The sequence below is a fragment of the Alteribacillus sp. HJP-4 genome, from assembly GCF_042139015.1.
Lineage (GTDB): Bacteria > Bacillota > Bacilli > Bacillales > Marinococcaceae > JBHIKY01.
This window is the reverse complement of the sequence record NZ_JBHIKY010000010.1, coordinates 121,333-136,620: the sequence shown is the minus strand read 5'-3', so window position 1 is coordinate 136,620 and position 15,288 is coordinate 121,333. Positions and strand designations below refer to the sequence as shown.

The window sequence follows — 15,288 nt, the reverse complement described above, 5'->3', positions numbered from 1 at the left end:
GACCTTTCAGTTTATCGCCCATGTACTCTTGAGCTTTCTCCGCATTTCTGGCAGGCGGACTCAATGTTGGGTAGGATACCAAATCGGACAATATGGTTAGAATTTCTTCTTCTCTTTCATCCACTTCATCCCATAACCGAACTAAATTGTTATTCATAATACTTGCTCCTTTCCAAAATAAAATAGCCCACCCCTTCACGCGAAGGAGCGAGCTATTATTATTGGATATAGATAATAGAAAGAAAGATTCCACTCGCTTCACTTCCCTCCGCTAGTATGATCTAGATCAGGTTATAAGGGTCAAAGCTCCAAGCTTCTCTCAGCCAATTCATGGCTCCCCCAGTGAAGTATTCTGATTAAGTTGTTATCCGGGAATTAAACATAGTGACCGGGTAATAGATACCGCAATCTCATAGTAACACTCTTTAGACAAAAATACCACTTCCTAGAAACGTTTGCGGACCTGCAATGCCATCCACTATCATCCCGTGTTTTTATTAAAAGGAACGTACGGCGGCTGTAGTTTCTTCCCCAAAAATTCCATCAGCCCCGAAATTAGGAAGTTTCTCGCCTACTTTTAATAGATCCTCCTGCAGTTGTCTCACGAGCTCCCCCTGGTCACCTTGTTGAAGAGTATCCCGATCGACTACCGCTTTTCTTAAATTAAATTCTTTGACAATGCCGTCCACATGCCCTGACACGATGGAATCAATAGTTCCAGGCAGCATGAGTAACGAAGCGTCTCTTTGGTTGGTTAGAAATAGTGATTCTATGAGGGCCGTTCTCATCCTTTTGATAAGTGCCTCTTAAAACAGCGAAATTCGCCCTTTTCATACCTCTGTCATTAACTGTGCCTTGAGTTCTCAGCGCTGTCAGTATCGAGGAATGCAGATTATTACGTAATCCTGGAAGGTTAGAATTACTGTGCATATACGTTTCGGTGCCGCTTGCTCCAATAGAAGCCGCATTAAAATGAACGGAAACAAATCCATCCGCTCCCCATTCCACAGCCATTCTACTTCGACGTTCTAGAGAAATAAACGAGTCATTCGTCCGACTCATCCTCACATCCACGTCTTCATATTCTTTCTGCAGCATTTCTCTTATTTTTAAACCCACTTCTAAATTAAAATGTTTTTTATAAATCCATTTCCATTTGCGCCTGGGTCATTTCCGCCATGTCCTGGATCAATGAATATTCTCGTAGGTATTTTTTTCACCTTCTTCCCTTTGTACCGATATAATTCTATTGTTTGGGAAATATTTATAATTTAATAACTTTAATAGAGTTACTTACTTCCCGTAAATATATTACTCATATGTATTAAATATTGACCGTTCATGAGCACAGTCGTAGGAATATTTTTTACTTTGATTGTAAAAGAGTAATTCTTGGCTAAATTCTTAAAATGAGTTGAGCTCTCAGATATGATTTCGATCTTCGAAAAAAGATCCTCCATTTGTTCCATATCATTTCTGCAAATGAGGTATTATCCTAAACATTCTATTATTTTTTACGTAGTCCCATCGAAAAAAGGCAACAGTGTCTAACGCATAGACCTGTTACCTTTATGCGGAAAGCGTTGAAAAGAAGTAGATAAATAGGTATTTTCGTAGAAAAATTTCGGTAATTTTTTTCAAAAGAGTATTACATTAATAGGAAGAAACTAATTCCATAACGTCATTTTTTATAAAGACGAAAAAGTGGTCACCCTAAAGTGAGTTCGCATACCTGGCACACCAAATAAAGCAGAAACGGGCTTGGCCCGTTCCAGCTTTATAAGGAGATAAATTAAAAACATCATGAAAAATTATAATTGTATGCGTTTTCTAAGACTTTATCTAAAGCTTGCCACGCCATCAGTGCACAGTTGTGACGTGCACGAAGTTTATGAACGCCTTCTAAAGCTAAGGCCTCTCCTAAATCTTGATCTTGAGTCTCTTTTCCTTCTCGAATAAGTTTCTCAAATGCCAACCGCTTTGATTTCACTTTTTCCAGATCTTCGTTTTTGATGAGCTCCGTCATCATAGAAGAGGAGGCCATGCTTATGCTGCAGCCTTCCCCTTCAAAGGAAACATCTCTGATCGCATCTTCCTTTACTTTTATATACAGGGTGATGACATCCCCACAAGTAGGGTTTTTATAGTACACTTTGTGGACGTCTTCCCCTGATAGAATCCCTACGTTCTTTCGATGCTTCGCGTGTTCCATCACGACTGTTCTATAAAGATTTTCTAGCATAAGGCATTTTTCCTCCTATCGCATAAGATGGTAAAACGATTGTAATTCAAGTAATTTACCAGCTTGATTTTTTTACTCAGGGTAATTGACCTTTTTGGGCCAACTCCCTGAAAGTGATACGTGACATTTCAAATGTTCGCATGTAACCTCTTGGCCTGCCTGAAATCTCACAACGGTTGTGTAATCGCGTAGGAGAAGAATCCCTTGGCAACTTTCTCAAAGCCTTGTAATCTCCTTTTTCTTTTAATTCCCTTCGAATCGTCGCATATTTTTTAACTAATTCTTGTCGTTTTTTCTCTTTGACCACTTTTGCTTTTTTAGCCATTTTAATTCCTCCATTCAGTTATTCAATCAATCGGATACTGTTGATAGTTTTCTTTTGTTGTTCTTTTTCCAAAAATTCAGCTCATCTGGTTGAAGAAGACAGCGGTCAAGTGACTCCTCCAACTCTTCTTTATTAAGACCGATACCAATAAACACAAGTTCTATTTTTCTATCCCCATGCTCAAAAGATTTTAATTCTTGTTGCAAAGATGGATCGTTCCTTGTCATTTCCACTAGTGGCTGTCGACGCATAACACCATGGCTTTTATGTTATCTCAAGCCGGTTCTTCCATCACGCTGGAAGCCATCACTTATTGGGTTGCTTCTCTGCCAGCCCAGGCATTCCCCCCCATAATAACAACCACGGAAAAAAACAGTATCTTGACTAACTTTGTCTTCATATAGTACATCCACTCTTTCGTTATGATTATGATTCGATAACCAGAAGTATATCGTAATGATTACGATTTGTAAATTTGGAGGCTGTGGACCTTATTCTCGTCTCTCAGATTTTTGTTTGACTTTCAGAAGAGATTCCCTTATCGTAAATAAGAATAATTCTTATTAATGCATTATTAACAAGTTTGAGCGTTAAAAATCGTTTAAAAATGGAGGGGTTATTATTCGACATCATCACCAAACAGAAATCATTGTATTAAGTGGTTTTTTAGGGAGTGGGAAAAGTACCCTGCTTCAACAACTGCTTCAAAAAGAAAAAGAGCTTGGAAGAAACGTTGCTGTGTTTTTGAATGAATTCGGAGATCAAAGCATTGATTTCACAGCAGTACCAGAGAACACTCTTTTGAAAGAATTGTTAAACGGTTGCATCTGCTGCACCATTCAAGGGCAGCTCAGTCATCAATTAGATGAATTGTTAAAAGAACGCCCATTAGATGCCGTATATATTGAAGCTACTGGGGTGGCTCATCCAGTGGATGTAATTAATGCCTGCACACATCCTTTTATCGCGGACCAAGTAAATATAAAAGCAGTCATCACCATGGTGGATACAAAACAATGGATAGATGGCAAAGGGAGTATAAAAGTACGCAAACTAATGAAAGAACAAGTGAAATATGCGGACATAATTATTCTTAATAAGAAAGGGAAAATAAGCCACCATGAATTAGTTAACGTTCATGAGGAGGTGGCCCAATTAAACCCTAAGGCAAAAAGGATTGATACGAATTACGCTGTAATAGACTTCTCTTTATTATTTATAGAAAGTACATTTTCTTCTTATTCAAAATGGGAGCGTCCGTCAAATCATGACGTTCGCGTAGACGAGGATTTGCATCTTCATTCGATCACCCTACCTATACTCAAGCCAATCAGCCGCTTAAAATTTTCTAATTGGGTCAATACATTCCAATCCAATATTTATCGAATGAAGGGTTTTGTCGTTTTTACGAACAGTCCGGAGATTGTCTTATTGAACTATTCTCACGGAGGGCTGGCACTCGAACCCTATCTACAAAGACGAAACGTCACCCCGGTCTTAGTGATGATAGGCGAAGATCTTCAGAAAGATAGAATTAAGCATGCACTACAAACGTTATAGTTAGCATTCAATAAATTCACGATTTAGAAAGCGTTGGGGTTTGCAACGTCCAATATCCAGTTACTATACCAGCCGAGCACTCTTCCACCAAACAAAGTACGGTCGCAGATTTCACAATGAGTACCCATTTGGGCCGTCATTCCCGGGGAATTAATATGAGCCGACTCACAGAACAGCTTGATCATTATCATAAAAAAGGGTGGATCATTGATTTTCCCCATCTCTACACATTTACCAAAGAACTGACAGAGCGGATGGACCAGAAATCCGCAGAAGTCACGTACCCGTGGTTTTTTGAGCGGCGGGCGTCACAAAGTGAAAAAACAGGATTAATGAAAGCAGTGGCTTCGAAGAAAGTAACGTATAACTCAATCTCTGGATTTTCTCATGAAGCTCAATTATCCGCCGGGATTACGACGTTGTGTCCATGTTCAAAAGAGATCAGTGAATATGGTGCTCATAATCAGCGAGGATTTATTACCATGACGGTTGAATTGAGTGACGATGATATATGAACAGAACTGGAAAGAAACCTTATTACATGCGGCTGAATCCAATGCCAGTGCAAGGATTCATTCAGTTCTTAAGCGCCCAGATGAAAAAGTAGTGACAGAAAAAGCTTATGAAAATCCACGTTTTGTTGAAGATATGACTCGATTGGTAGGTGCTGATCTTTATGAGTCTGAAGCCATTCAGCGATTTTCAGTAGAATGTTGCAACGAAGAATCCATTCATCTTCATAATGCTCCGGCGAAACTGTCCTATCGAAAATAAAGCCGCCCCTGTTCATTTACGAACCATAAGATCACATTCTCCCTGGCCCCTTTTTTGGGAAGCCGGGAGTTGTGAACACAAAAATTAGTATTGATAGGATAAATACTGCTATGAAAGGTCTTTTCGAATTTCACGAACAACGTGAGCTAATTCTGGTACTATAATTCTCTCCATAGCTAAACATACAGCGCCAGAAGAACCAGGCATAGAAAATATCGCTTTGTGGTGATAAACACCGGCTACCGCGCGACTCAAGATGGATGCAGAACCTATATCTTCTACATAACTTAAATAACGAAACAATTCACCAAATCCCGGCATCTCTTTTTCTAGCAAATCACGGACAGCTTCAAAGGTAGTATCCCGATCAGCTATACCTGTTCCTCCATTTATAATTATCGCATCTATGTCCTCCCCATTTCCTCCCTCTTTAATTAGATGTTGGATATCTTCATATTCGTCTTTTACCACGTGATACTTCGGAATAAAGTAACCTACGGATTTCAAAGCATCTCTTACTACTTTCCCACTTTTATCATTTTCTTTTGTGCGAGTATCAGATACCGTGATTACCATACAATTTAATGTTTCTGGAGCTTCTTCACGATGCTTTGAAACAGACATAAACAATCTCTCCTTTATGTATTTAACGGTTATAACATGCGGTCTTACGCTTGGCTGTTGCCCATCACATATATAGTGGCAAGATGCTTCAAAAAATGATGAATACTTTCCTCGGATTTATCCATGTCTTCAAGTATCTCTTTGATATCTTCTTGTTCCTCTGGAGAGGAGTCTAATATTTCCTGAATAATAAAGGCACTGTCTATCAAGTGCATTGTCTCGTTTATCGTAAAACAGTATCGCCTTTCGCTTTTCAAATGTTTTTTAAATAAATGTTTAATATATACTTCCATACTCATAACAAGAGGTTTGGTCAATGAAATGAAACCTCTCTCTCCTTTCCATGTAATCATAAACAATAGATCGTAATCATTACGATTAAATGCTATCATGAATTTTCATTTTTGTGAATGATGCCTCTAATTCTCTGCCTTGACTTTTTTTCAAAAATAAATTAACCTTCATAAATAAGAATTATTACGATTTGTAAGAGGAGATATAAATACTTACTATTCTATTGGAAAAAGGGGTCTTCTATGACTACTTGGGATTTACAGCACACAAAAAACCATCTTTTCATTTGCAACGGTGGCAGCTGCAATCATTTTGGGGCAGAGGCATTAACACAAGCTATTCGAAAAGAAATTTCACACCGAGAAGCAGAGCCATTGATTCATACAACAAGGACGCAATGCAATGGGAGATGTAAAGATAAATGTGTAGTTATTCATTATCCAAAAGGGACCTGGTACAAAAATGTTACCCCCGAAGATGTTCCTCTTTTTATAAAATCGATTCTTGAGGACACCAACTATCTAGACAAAGTAAGCCATACTTATCAAGGCGTATTTCAACGTCAGTGTGGCATAGAAAAGGGATTTCCTAAAAACGATGAATTTGGTAAGAAATCTTTTGAAAACTTCTAAGTGGAGGTTATATACATGCCTATTACGAAACCAAAAAAAATACCTGTCACTATTCTCACTGGCTATTTAGGCGCTGGAAAAACCACCCTGTTAAATCGGATATTAACAGAAAAGCATAAACAGAAAATCGCAGTAATTGTAAATGAATATGGGGAAGTGGGCATTGATAACCAGTTAGTCGTAAATGCCGATGAAGAAATCATTGAAATGAATAATGGATGTATTTGTTGCACGGTTCGGGGAGATTTGATTCGTATATTAAGAACCCTAGTATTTTCGATGGAAGAAGGGAAAGTTGAATTTGATCGAATCGTCATCGAAACCACAGGATTAGCTGATCCGGCTCCTGTTGCTCAAACGTTTTTCATGGATGAAAAGCTTTCGGGAATATTTGATTTAGACAGTATTGTCACCGTTGTAGACAGCAAGCATATCACTAAACACTTAGATAGTCATGATGAGGCTCAAGAGCAAATTGCTTTTGCCGATATGATCATTTTGAATAAATCTGATTTGCTATCCAATGCGGAAATAACTGCCTTGGAGAAACGACTTATTCATATCAATCCTGCAGCTAAGAGGATGAATGCTCACTACTGCCAAATCAATTTAAGAAGCATTTTAGGGATTTATTCATTTGACGTGAATCGAAAATTGGAAATTGATCCGCATTTTCTAGAAGACCACCACCACCATCATCATGATGATCAAGTAACTTCAGTCGCTTTCAAAGAAGAACGGCCACTCGATTTAGAAAAAGTTGAAAAGTGGATGGGGTATCTGGTGCAAGAAAAAGGAGAAGATTTGCTGCGGTATAAAGGCATTCTTCACATTGACAAAATGGATCAACGAATCGTCTTTCAAGGGCTTCATATGTTATTTTCAGGTAGCCCTGATCGAAAATGGCGTTCGTCTGAAAAAAGACTAAGTGAACTTGTATTCATTGGAAAAAATCTCGATAAAGAACAGCTTCAACAGCAATTTAATAATTGCATCGCGGAGTAAACCAGACAACATAAATACATTATCGTACCAAGAAAGGAATGCAAATGAATCCTGTCTCACACTCATTTTCATTGGGAAGATTTCATTTAACCTCTATCTCTGACGGAGCCTTCCCTGTAACGAAAAACTTTTTCTTTGCTAATACACCTTCTCACATCGTGAGTCATATTCCTAACCATTATCATGCTCCGCTGAATGTTTTACTGATAGATACCGGCACTCAAAAAATTTTAATAGATGCTGGGTTAGGATCAACGTTTGCCCCGGTAGCAGGGAAATTGGTAGACCATTTAAAAACAATACATGTCTCTCCTGGTGACATTCAAACAGTGATTATTACACACGGACATTTAGATCACATAGGGGGTCTTATCCATAGTAAAAGGCCGGTATTTCCACAAGCCCAGTACGTTTTGTCACAAGAGGAGTGGGACGTCTGGGAATCAGATCCTTCTTCCCAGGAGCATAATATTTTACTCCTTTTAAAAAACTGCTTGACGTTACTACCTAAGGACGCAGAGGTTTTCCCGGGTGTTCGCATCATTCACACTCCCGGTCACACAGCAGGACATCTGTGTGTTCATGTGAATTCAGAAAACAACGATTTATTGATAGCTTCTGATATTCTAAATGATCCTGCTACGTTACAACATCTTCCTTCTCATATAAGCGCTGAAATGTCACCGGCAAAAGGATTAAACACTCGGAGAAAATTTCTGAAAAAGGCTCATGATATGTCAGCGATGGTATTCGCATGTCACTATCCCTTCCCTGGGTTAGGATATATTAATAAGCGAAAAGAAAAATGGATATGGGTACCGCATGAACTATAAAATGTTATTGTACTCTTTCCTCATATTTCTTTCTATATGCTTTGTCTAAAATAGTCCATTCACTATTAAATGTAACGTGAAGGAATGAGGCTCTTGAATTGGAAAATATTTAAGAATCATTTAAAACAACAGGGGTACAATTGTACCCCTCAACGCCTAGAGATGTTAACGTTTTTTGTAAAGCAAAGAAATAGGTTTGTCACTGCTAGATCCATATTAGAGTACTTACGAGAAAAGATGGGCAACGTAAGTGTAGACACGGTTTATCGAAACTTACATTTATTTAAAGAAATAGGCTTTATTGATGCCTCATCTTACTGCGGAAAAAGTGTATTCCATTTAAAAAATACCTTACATCGACATGAGCATCGATTTATTTGCACAGAATGTGGCGGGACGACGAAGTTAGCTTTTTGTCCTATGGAAAATATAGACGCTACCCTTCATGGGTATGTCATATATGATCATAAGTTCGAAATATACGGGCGATGTCCTACTTGTTCCACTTCATCATAAAAACAGATACCAACGTTGAAAGCTGATATCCATATCGAAAAAATAATTCCTACAATAAAGTCACCGTTTCCACAGGGCCATGTTCATCACAATGGTCCTCATCAACATGATGGAGCCGTCCGTTGACTAAAAAATCCATATGATCTCCATGAGGAACCAATTCATGCCCGCCCTCTTCACTATGGGAACAGCCCCAAGACTTTCGTTTACACTTCAGGACTGACATTTGTTACTGGAATTCGACATTCATCCCAATGATCTTCATACTTATGATGCAGATGACCATTATAGACGTAATCAAAGGGATTGTTGTGTGTATGGCCACATGATTCGTGGCTTCTGTAAGATAAACGGTGTTCCAAAGACTAATCGCATTGATTATAATGTTTAATGCGCTTGCTCTTCTTAGTTGATCTTGTAAAGCTCGTTCCCTTAACTCCCCATGCTTTCCAAAGAAGATCGCCCTAGCCAAGCCAGTTAATTTATCATGCTAACCTCGTAGCTCTACGGTTAGAAGCCTTACGGCTTCGGTTTGGATGTTTCGGGCAGCGTTCTCGAGCTGAAGGAAATGGCGATGTTTTGTGAATGAGCATTTACTGTGTTTTGTATGGATAGATGCGAAATTTTTATGCCTGACGCACTGCCACTATCGATTACCTCCCCTTTCGGGAACTTTTTTTCCAATTATATCAATAGTTGTAAATTAATTACAATAAAATCCGAAAGAGCGACAAATCACCCTTCCCAGCTTTACACTTCGTAGGAAGCGGGAGTCTTCTCGCAAAAAGTAGATAAATATAAGATAAAGCTTTATCCTTTCCCTGTTCCAACAAAATTTTCCTTTATATGAGTAAATACTATGGGCGTAAGCCCAAAGCTGAACGAAACCAATGGTTAAAAGAAAAAAGAGAGAAAGAGGAATCGCTTCCTCTTTCTGAGAAAAGAATAGAAGCTCAGCTGGATGTTCCTTATGACACCCTTCATAAGGAAATGCCTCTCCCTCCGCGTTGGGGCGTGAAGAAAAACAGCGAGAGTCAAAATGTATGGTGGTTTGGATACAAAGTTCATTTAGCTGTGGACACCAACAGTCAAATGATTCTTCATTCTATGATGTCTTCCGGAAATTTAAATGATGGAAAAGCAGCTATTCCTTTACTTAGAGGGATAAACCATCTTTTCCCCAGACATAAATGGTCTTATGCCATGATGGATGCGGGCTATGATTATGAACCTGTTTATAAACAAATCCATGCGATGAACAAATATTCTCTCATCGCATACAACAAACGAAGGGAGGCAGAACCCGTAGGGTTTGATCGACATTTTGCCCCTACTTGTGTGAGGCACATGATTTCAGGAAATCCAGAAAACTGGACATATCCTACATTTGGCATGACATTTGTTTACAGGAGGTTTTTTATGTTCCCATACCGCTACATGCTCGAATTGCATGGAGAAGAGCCAAGTCTACGCACCATCTCAAAACAAAGGAAGGAGGAATTTAAGTGACATTGCAACAATTGGGATATGTGATTGAAGTGGCGAAGCAACGATCGATTAGTAAAGCTGCGCATCAATTGTTTATTAGTCAGCCGAGTCTGTCGAATGCGATTAAAGAATTGGAGAATGAACTGGGGATTGCGATTTTTTCTCGTACGAATAAGGGGATTGTTATTACGTCTGAGGGTTCGGAGTTTTTAGGTTACGCCAGGCAGGTGATTGAACAGACAGACTTGCTTGAAAACCGCTATGCCAATACGGCTCAATCCCCGCAGCAGCATTTCTCTGTATCTGCCCAGCATTATGCCTTTGCGGTCAGTGCGTTTGTGAAGCTGTTGAAAAATTATAATCGGGATGAATATGAGTTTACGTTACGAGAGACGAGGACGTATGAAATCATTGATGATGTAAAAAACCTTCGTAGTGAAATTGGGATTTTGTATGTAAATGATTTTAACCAACAGGTCATTCGGAAGTTTCTGAGAGAAGGAAATTTAACGTTTCATGAGCTATTTCAGGCCAAGCCGCATGTGTTCATCAGTTCAACTAATCCACTCGCGGCTCAGAAGTATGTTACCTTAGCTGATTTGGATCCTTATCCGTATTTGTCATTTGAACAAGGGGACTATAATTCGTTTCATTTCTCGGAGGAGATATTAAGCACCATCTCAAGGCGCAAAAATATTCGTGTCAGTGACCGGGCCACGTTGTTTAACCTGCTGATAGGATTGAATGGATACACGATTTCCACAGGGGTAATCAGTTATGACATCAATGACGATGATATTGTGGCGGTGCCGCTTAAGGTGGATGAGAGCATTACAGTCGGGTATATTCAACATAAGAATGTGGCAAACAGTCCGCTGGCAACGATTTATATCAATTTCTTAAGGGAAACGATTGCCGAAGAACTAACTTTGCTATAGGTTAAAGTTATGGCAAAGCATAGAATTTACGTGTTATGCTATACCATTATTCAATGCTACACTGACTCTACATTACTAAAGGAGAGGGTTAGCAGTGGGGAAAAGAAGTTTAGAACAAAGATTAAACGAAGGCACAGTCGTTGTAGCCGAAGGATATTTATTTGAAATGGAGCGCAGAAGTTATTTACAGGCAGGATCGTTTGTACCAGAAGTAGCGCTGGAGCACCCGGAGGTTTTAAAGCAAGTATATCGAGATTACATGAATGCCGGTTCAGATGTGGTTTTAGCTTTCACCTATAATGCCCACCGTGAAAAAATGAGAATTATAGGTAAAGAACATTTACATGAGCCGTTAAACCGGAGTGCGATTCGTTTGGCGAAAGAAGTGGCGAAAGAACATCCTACAGAAGAAGCGTTAGTTGCAGGCAACATTTCGAATACGAATATTTTTGATCCGGAAGATGCTGATTCTGCGGAAGAAGTAAGAAGTATATTTGCAGAAATGGCCACGTGGTGTAAAGAAGAAGGCGTCGATTTTATAAATGCGGAAACTTTTTATTACCATGAAGAGGCCGTTATTGCGCTAGAGGAAATTCAAAAACAAGGTCTGCCGGAAGTCGTTACATTAGGGCTAATGGGCGAAAATATACTGCGGGATGGTTATACCGTTGAAGAATCCTGTAAAATTCTTTCTGAAAAAGGTGCGTTAGTGGTTGGGATGAACTGTTTCCGCGGACCAAATACGATGCAGCCATACTTGAAGGGAATTAGAAATGAGGTAGAAGGATATGTCGGTGGATTGCCCATTCCATATCGCACGACAGAAGAACACCCGACGTTCTTCAACTTGCCCGATGGAGGATGCAGTTGTTCCTTGCCGACCGAAACCACGTTCCCTACATCCTTAGACCCGCTTTATCACAATCGGTACGAATTAGCGGAATGGGCGAAAGAAGCAAAAGATATTGGTATTAATTATATTGGTCTTTGCTGCGGGGCCTCACCTGCGATGATCAGAGCAGTAGCAGAAGCGATAGGATACGAAACCATTAATTCCAAATATTCACCGGATATGGAGAAACACTTCTTATTCGGGAAAGATAAAACGCTAAAGGGTCATAATCTAAACTACAGTAAAAAAGCATAAGTCATAAGGTGATCATTGAAAGATGGTAAGCAGGAAAACGATAATAAATATGGCTTTACTCGGGCGCTTCTTATTTGAACAAGATGGATGCATTCTTCATTAACTGAAACTGCATCCATTTTTAAGACTGGTAAGGTCTCCGCAAAAGCTGGTACAAAAGATTGCATACGTAAACGCCCGCCGTACTCACCTGACCTCCCTCTCCCAACTTGGAACCTACATCATCACTCCTTATGGATGGAAACCAATCCTCAGAAAGTGGAGCAGAGGAGGCATGTCTACAATGAAAAACAGAGAACAAATGTTTTCCGGGACATCTTTTTCAAGCCGTTGAATGTGAAGTTTGCCATTCGTCAGATTAGCTCCTTCTAAATTATGAATATTGTCTTTGACATGTTGAATACGTTCTAATAAAGAAAATCGTCGTTCTTCGAGATAATTATCAACTGACAAGCTAACAGCAATCCTTGTTGCGTTCATTGCAGAGGCAATTTCCCATTCTTTTTTGGAAATTAGATAATCCTCAAAGTCTTTGTGTTGTCGACTCCCGGCAATGGAAATATCTCCTGACCTAACATGGTTTCGAAGCTCCGTTAGTGCTGCCATTTCATAATTTTGCCGATTAATCGTCCCGTCTTCTTCGTAGACATGCTTTTGCCAGCGATTAGATACAAAATCCAAGGGGGCACCATCTGGTACTTTGCGCTTATTAGTTTCATTCATTTCACGAATAGTATCTAATGCTTTCATTAATGGCTGACTGAATTTAGTTGAACGGAATTCAAGTGCCCTTAGTAGAGTCGGTGTATATTTCCGCAAGTAAAAAAAGCGACTTTCTAAAAGATCTAAATAATCATAATTGATCGGTCTAGACAAATCCTTAGCTTCCTCAATAGAACTAACAAACTGTTCCCATGGCATGATGGTTTCTAAGGTTGTAAAAGGATCTAGCTTTTCTTCGCGTGCCTTTATAAGAGCCTCACCTAAGCGAGCGTAATGGATAACCTTTTCATTTACTGATTTCCCGTTCTTCTTTTGAAGTTCCTCTTGAGCTCTACGTCCTTTCGCTTGGAGGGTCAGGATTTGTCTGTCGTGAATTTCAAATGATTGATCAATTAAATCTTGATTCAGATGAAGTAAATAAGCGACTAATATCGCATATCTTTTTTCTTTGGTGCAGCGTCGAAAGGAATGGGGTTCATATCTAGCGCCTATTTTAGATAGTTGGCGCAATCGATTGGGGTGTATAGACTCAGTTATTACTGTAAGTTGAAGTGTTTTAATGTATTCTAATCGCTCTATCACTTTTAAACAGGCATCTGGAGATGATTGCCCTGGGATCTCTCTTAACCATGATAAATATGTTTTTCCATTATCATTAGGCATTGGAGATAGTAAGCGATCCAGCTTTTCAAGTTGAAATGACGTTAAGGAGTCGTTAAAGTGATGAAAAATATGTTGTTCCGTTCGTTTTCGTGTTTCCCAGACTACTCTTTCAATGGTGGCCATACTTGGTAGAATAACTTTCCATTTCCGCACGATCTGAATGGCCGTCTGTATAAGGTGAATAGGGTTTCCGTTAGCCATAGCATCATCGAATAGAAGTCTAGAAAGTTGGCGATATGCTGGAATTGAAAACGTTTGATAGTCATATTCCTTACGGATTTCTACCAAATGCTCATATTTAGTTGCTTCTCGTCTTGCGTAATTTGAAAACTCATTTGGATCCACTCTAATTTGTTTAGCAATATAGGATATAACATATGAAGAAACTTCATCTATATCAGATAACGTCCACCCTGAAAATCGAATAATACAAAGTTGTACCGCGAAACCGAAACGATTATAATCTTTTCTATGGCGAAAGATGACATCTAAATCATGTTGGCTTAGCGTGAAGAATGTACCTAAAGTCCATTCATCTAATTCAGTGGGTATGGACATATACGTTTTCCGTTCCTCAGAAGTTAGTAATTCTCTTACTCGAGCATACACAATAAAAAAGCTCCGTTCTAAAAAAAGTTGGTTTAACGGATCGTATCTCACTTCGGGAAGTAAAAACAGGGAAAATCAAGGATTTCCCCATTGGAGATACGTCAAAAAATCAATCAGAGAGTATTTGATGACGAGAGATTACGAAAAAAACGAACCGTTATTTCGCTCAAGAAAAGGGAAAGAAGCATTAAAGCGACAACAAGCCTATCGAATTATTAATGAGGCGGCAAGAGCCGTAGGAATAAAAGAGAGGATCGGGACTCATACATTACGAAAAACATTTGGCTACCATGCTTATCAATCTGGGGTGGATTTTTCTATTCTTCAAAAATTGTTTAACCATTCAGCATCAAGCGTTACGCTAGCCTATATTGGTATGACACAAGATGATCTTGATAACGTGTATTTAAATTTAAATCTATAAAAAGTTATCAAATTGTAAGGATAAATTAAGGGGGTTATCTATTAAAAACGCTTTTTTAGCTTGCTTTCCCACTTACCCTTTATAAATAAAACCGAGAGACAAAGTTATAAAAATCAGGAGGAGATTCGTTTCTTTACTTTAGATGTGTATTATTTTTATTTCATTCTCTTGATAACATCCATTAATTCATTAATCGTGTCTTCCTGATTACCATTTTTAATAGCCCGCACTAAACAGTTTTTTGTATGATCTTCCATTAACATAAGGCTGACTTTCTTCATTGCTGATTCAACTGCACTAATTTGATATAGAATGTCTACACAATATTTATCTTCTTCAATCATTCTTCGAAGGCCTCTAATCTGTCCCTCCACACGTTTTAATCGATTCAAGAGAGCTTGTTTATTAGGTTGTATAGTTTTCTGTTCTTTTTCCATTAGTAATTCCCCCTTTTATTTAAAGAAGAAAAGGATTTTGGGATGGTGTTATAA

Annotated in this window: 18 protein-coding genes, 3 pseudogenes and 1 riboswitch; of the genes and pseudogenes, 11 read left to right on the top strand and 10 right to left on the bottom strand. The window is 38.8% G+C overall.

What is annotated here, in order from left to right:
- Positions 1-246 precede the first annotated feature (246 nt).
- A riboswitch (TPP riboswitch) is annotated at positions 247-351 on the bottom strand.
- A 146-nt stretch (positions 352-497) separates the two neighbouring features.
- From ACE4RR_RS11770 to ACE4RR_RS11750, 5 genes are all read right to left on the bottom strand, one after another.
- Entirely contained in the window at positions 498-728 is a 231-nt protein-coding gene (locus tag ACE4RR_RS11770; protein WP_375535606.1) for a peptidoglycan-binding domain-containing protein, read from the bottom strand.
- Positions 709-1,146, bottom strand: a complete 438-nt coding sequence (locus tag ACE4RR_RS11765) for an N-acetylmuramoyl-L-alanine amidase family protein (protein WP_375535616.1) — start codon at positions 1,144-1,146, stop codon at positions 709-711. Before ACE4RR_RS11765 ends, ACE4RR_RS11770 begins: the two co-directional genes overlap by 20 nt.
- Before the next feature lie 655 nt (positions 1,147-1,801).
- Positions 1,802-2,242 carry a Fe-S cluster assembly sulfur transfer protein SufU gene (sufU, locus tag ACE4RR_RS11760; protein ID WP_375535605.1) on the bottom strand — a complete coding sequence of 147 codons (441 nt, stop codon included), beginning with the start codon at positions 2,240-2,242 and terminating at the stop codon, positions 1,802-1,804.
- Between the two features lie 76 nt (positions 2,243-2,318).
- The gene (gene rpsN, locus ACE4RR_RS11755; protein ID WP_375535604.1) at positions 2,319-2,567 is read right to left on the bottom strand and encodes a 30S ribosomal protein S14; all 249 of its coding nucleotides are present in this window, start codon (positions 2,565-2,567) and stop codon (positions 2,319-2,321) included.
- A 26-nt stretch (positions 2,568-2,593) separates the two neighbouring features.
- A complete protein-coding gene (locus tag ACE4RR_RS11750; protein WP_375535615.1) occupies positions 2,594-2,794 on the bottom strand; it encodes a CobW C-terminal domain-containing protein in 201 nt (66 codons plus the stop codon).
- A 391-nt stretch (positions 2,795-3,185) separates the two neighbouring features.
- Between ACE4RR_RS11750 and ACE4RR_RS11745 the strand changes: the two genes are divergently transcribed.
- Genes ACE4RR_RS11745 through ACE4RR_RS11735 form a run of 3 tightly spaced genes read left to right on the top strand, consistent with a single transcriptional unit; the run spans position 3,186 to position 4,901 of the window.
- The gene (locus ACE4RR_RS11745) at positions 3,186-4,127 is read left to right on the top strand and encodes a CobW family GTP-binding protein (protein WP_375535614.1); all 942 of its coding nucleotides are present in this window, start codon (positions 3,186-3,188) and stop codon (positions 4,125-4,127) included.
- Positions 4,128-4,141: 14 nt separating this feature from the next.
- A complete protein-coding gene (locus ACE4RR_RS11740; RefSeq protein WP_375535613.1) occupies positions 4,142-4,642 on the top strand; it encodes a GTP cyclohydrolase, FolE2/MptA family in 501 nt (166 codons plus the stop codon).
- Complete coding sequence (locus tag ACE4RR_RS11735) at positions 4,632-4,901, top strand: GTP cyclohydrolase, FolE2/MptA family (protein WP_375535603.1); 270 nt, start codon at positions 4,632-4,634, stop codon at positions 4,899-4,901. Before ACE4RR_RS11740 ends, ACE4RR_RS11735 begins: the two co-directional genes overlap by 11 nt.
- A 108-nt stretch (positions 4,902-5,009) precedes the next feature.
- On the opposite strand, the gene ACE4RR_RS11730 is transcribed toward ACE4RR_RS11735, so the two are convergent.
- Positions 5,010-5,525 carry a MogA/MoaB family molybdenum cofactor biosynthesis protein gene (locus ACE4RR_RS11730; RefSeq protein WP_375535602.1) on the bottom strand — a complete coding sequence of 172 codons (516 nt, stop codon included), beginning with the start codon at positions 5,523-5,525 and terminating at the stop codon, positions 5,010-5,012.
- A gap of 44 nt (positions 5,526-5,569) precedes the next feature.
- Positions 5,570-5,917: a hypothetical protein gene (locus tag ACE4RR_RS11725; protein WP_375535601.1), complete on the bottom strand. Its 348-nt coding sequence runs from the start codon at positions 5,915-5,917 to the stop codon at positions 5,570-5,572.
- A gap of 144 nt (positions 5,918-6,061) precedes the next feature.
- On the opposite strand from ACE4RR_RS11725, the gene ACE4RR_RS11720 reads away from it, so the two are divergent.
- The 4 genes from ACE4RR_RS11720 to ACE4RR_RS11705 all read left to right on the top strand — a co-directional run bounded on the left by ACE4RR_RS11720 (position 6,062) and on the right by ACE4RR_RS11705 (position 8,805).
- Positions 6,062-6,451 carry a (2Fe-2S) ferredoxin domain-containing protein gene (locus ACE4RR_RS11720; protein WP_375535600.1) on the top strand — a complete coding sequence of 130 codons (390 nt, stop codon included), beginning with the start codon at positions 6,062-6,064 and terminating at the stop codon, positions 6,449-6,451.
- A 15-nt stretch (positions 6,452-6,466) separates the two neighbouring features.
- Positions 6,467-7,456, top strand: coding sequence for a CobW family GTP-binding protein (locus ACE4RR_RS11715; RefSeq protein WP_375535599.1), 990 nt, complete (start codon positions 6,467-6,469; stop codon positions 7,454-7,456).
- Between the two features lie 44 nt (positions 7,457-7,500).
- The gene (locus ACE4RR_RS11710; protein ID WP_375535598.1) at positions 7,501-8,289 is read left to right on the top strand and encodes an MBL fold metallo-hydrolase; all 789 of its coding nucleotides are present in this window, start codon (positions 7,501-7,503) and stop codon (positions 8,287-8,289) included.
- A gap of 84 nt (positions 8,290-8,373) precedes the next feature.
- Entirely contained in the window at positions 8,374-8,805 is a 432-nt protein-coding gene (locus tag ACE4RR_RS11705; RefSeq protein WP_375535597.1) for a Fur family transcriptional regulator, read from the top strand.
- A 328-nt stretch (positions 8,806-9,133) separates the two neighbouring features.
- Here ACE4RR_RS11705 and ACE4RR_RS11700 read toward each other — a convergent pair.
- Positions 9,134-9,280 (bottom strand): annotated as a pseudogene (locus tag ACE4RR_RS11700) (Tn3 family transposase); the annotation flags it as partial.
- A gap of 377 nt (positions 9,281-9,657) precedes the next feature.
- Here ACE4RR_RS11700 and ACE4RR_RS11695 point away from each other — a divergent pair.
- The 3 genes and pseudogenes from ACE4RR_RS11695 to ACE4RR_RS11685 all read left to right on the top strand — a co-directional run.
- A pseudogene (locus ACE4RR_RS11695) lies at positions 9,658-10,149 on the top strand (transposase); the annotation flags it as partial.
- A 161-nt stretch (positions 10,150-10,310) separates the two neighbouring features.
- On the top strand, positions 10,311-11,231 hold the full coding sequence (locus ACE4RR_RS11690) for a LysR family transcriptional regulator (RefSeq protein ID WP_375535596.1): 921 nt from the start codon (positions 10,311-10,313) through the stop codon (positions 11,229-11,231).
- Positions 11,232-11,325: 94 nt separating this feature from the next.
- Complete coding sequence (locus ACE4RR_RS11685; RefSeq protein WP_375535595.1) at positions 11,326-12,378, top strand: homocysteine S-methyltransferase family protein; 1,053 nt, start codon at positions 11,326-11,328, stop codon at positions 12,376-12,378.
- A gap of 306 nt (positions 12,379-12,684) precedes the next feature.
- On the opposite strand, the pseudogene ACE4RR_RS11680 reads toward ACE4RR_RS11685, so the two are convergent.
- Positions 12,685-14,373, bottom strand: a pseudogene (locus tag ACE4RR_RS11680) (DUF4158 domain-containing protein); the annotation flags it as partial.
- On the opposite strand from ACE4RR_RS11680, the gene ACE4RR_RS11675 reads away from it, so the two are divergent.
- Positions 14,315-14,797 (top strand): tyrosine-type recombinase/integrase, encoded by a 483-nt coding sequence (locus tag ACE4RR_RS11675; protein ID WP_375535594.1) that lies wholly within the window; start codon positions 14,315-14,317, stop codon positions 14,795-14,797. The pseudogene ACE4RR_RS11680 and the gene ACE4RR_RS11675 sit on opposite strands and share 59 nt — an antisense overlap.
- A 155-nt stretch (positions 14,798-14,952) precedes the next feature.
- Here ACE4RR_RS11675 and ACE4RR_RS11670 read toward each other — a convergent pair whose 3' ends face one another.
- Positions 14,953-15,234 carry a metal-sensitive transcriptional regulator gene (locus ACE4RR_RS11670; protein WP_375535593.1) on the bottom strand — a complete coding sequence of 94 codons (282 nt, stop codon included), beginning with the start codon at positions 15,232-15,234 and terminating at the stop codon, positions 14,953-14,955.
- Positions 15,235-15,288: the final 54 nt, after the last annotated feature.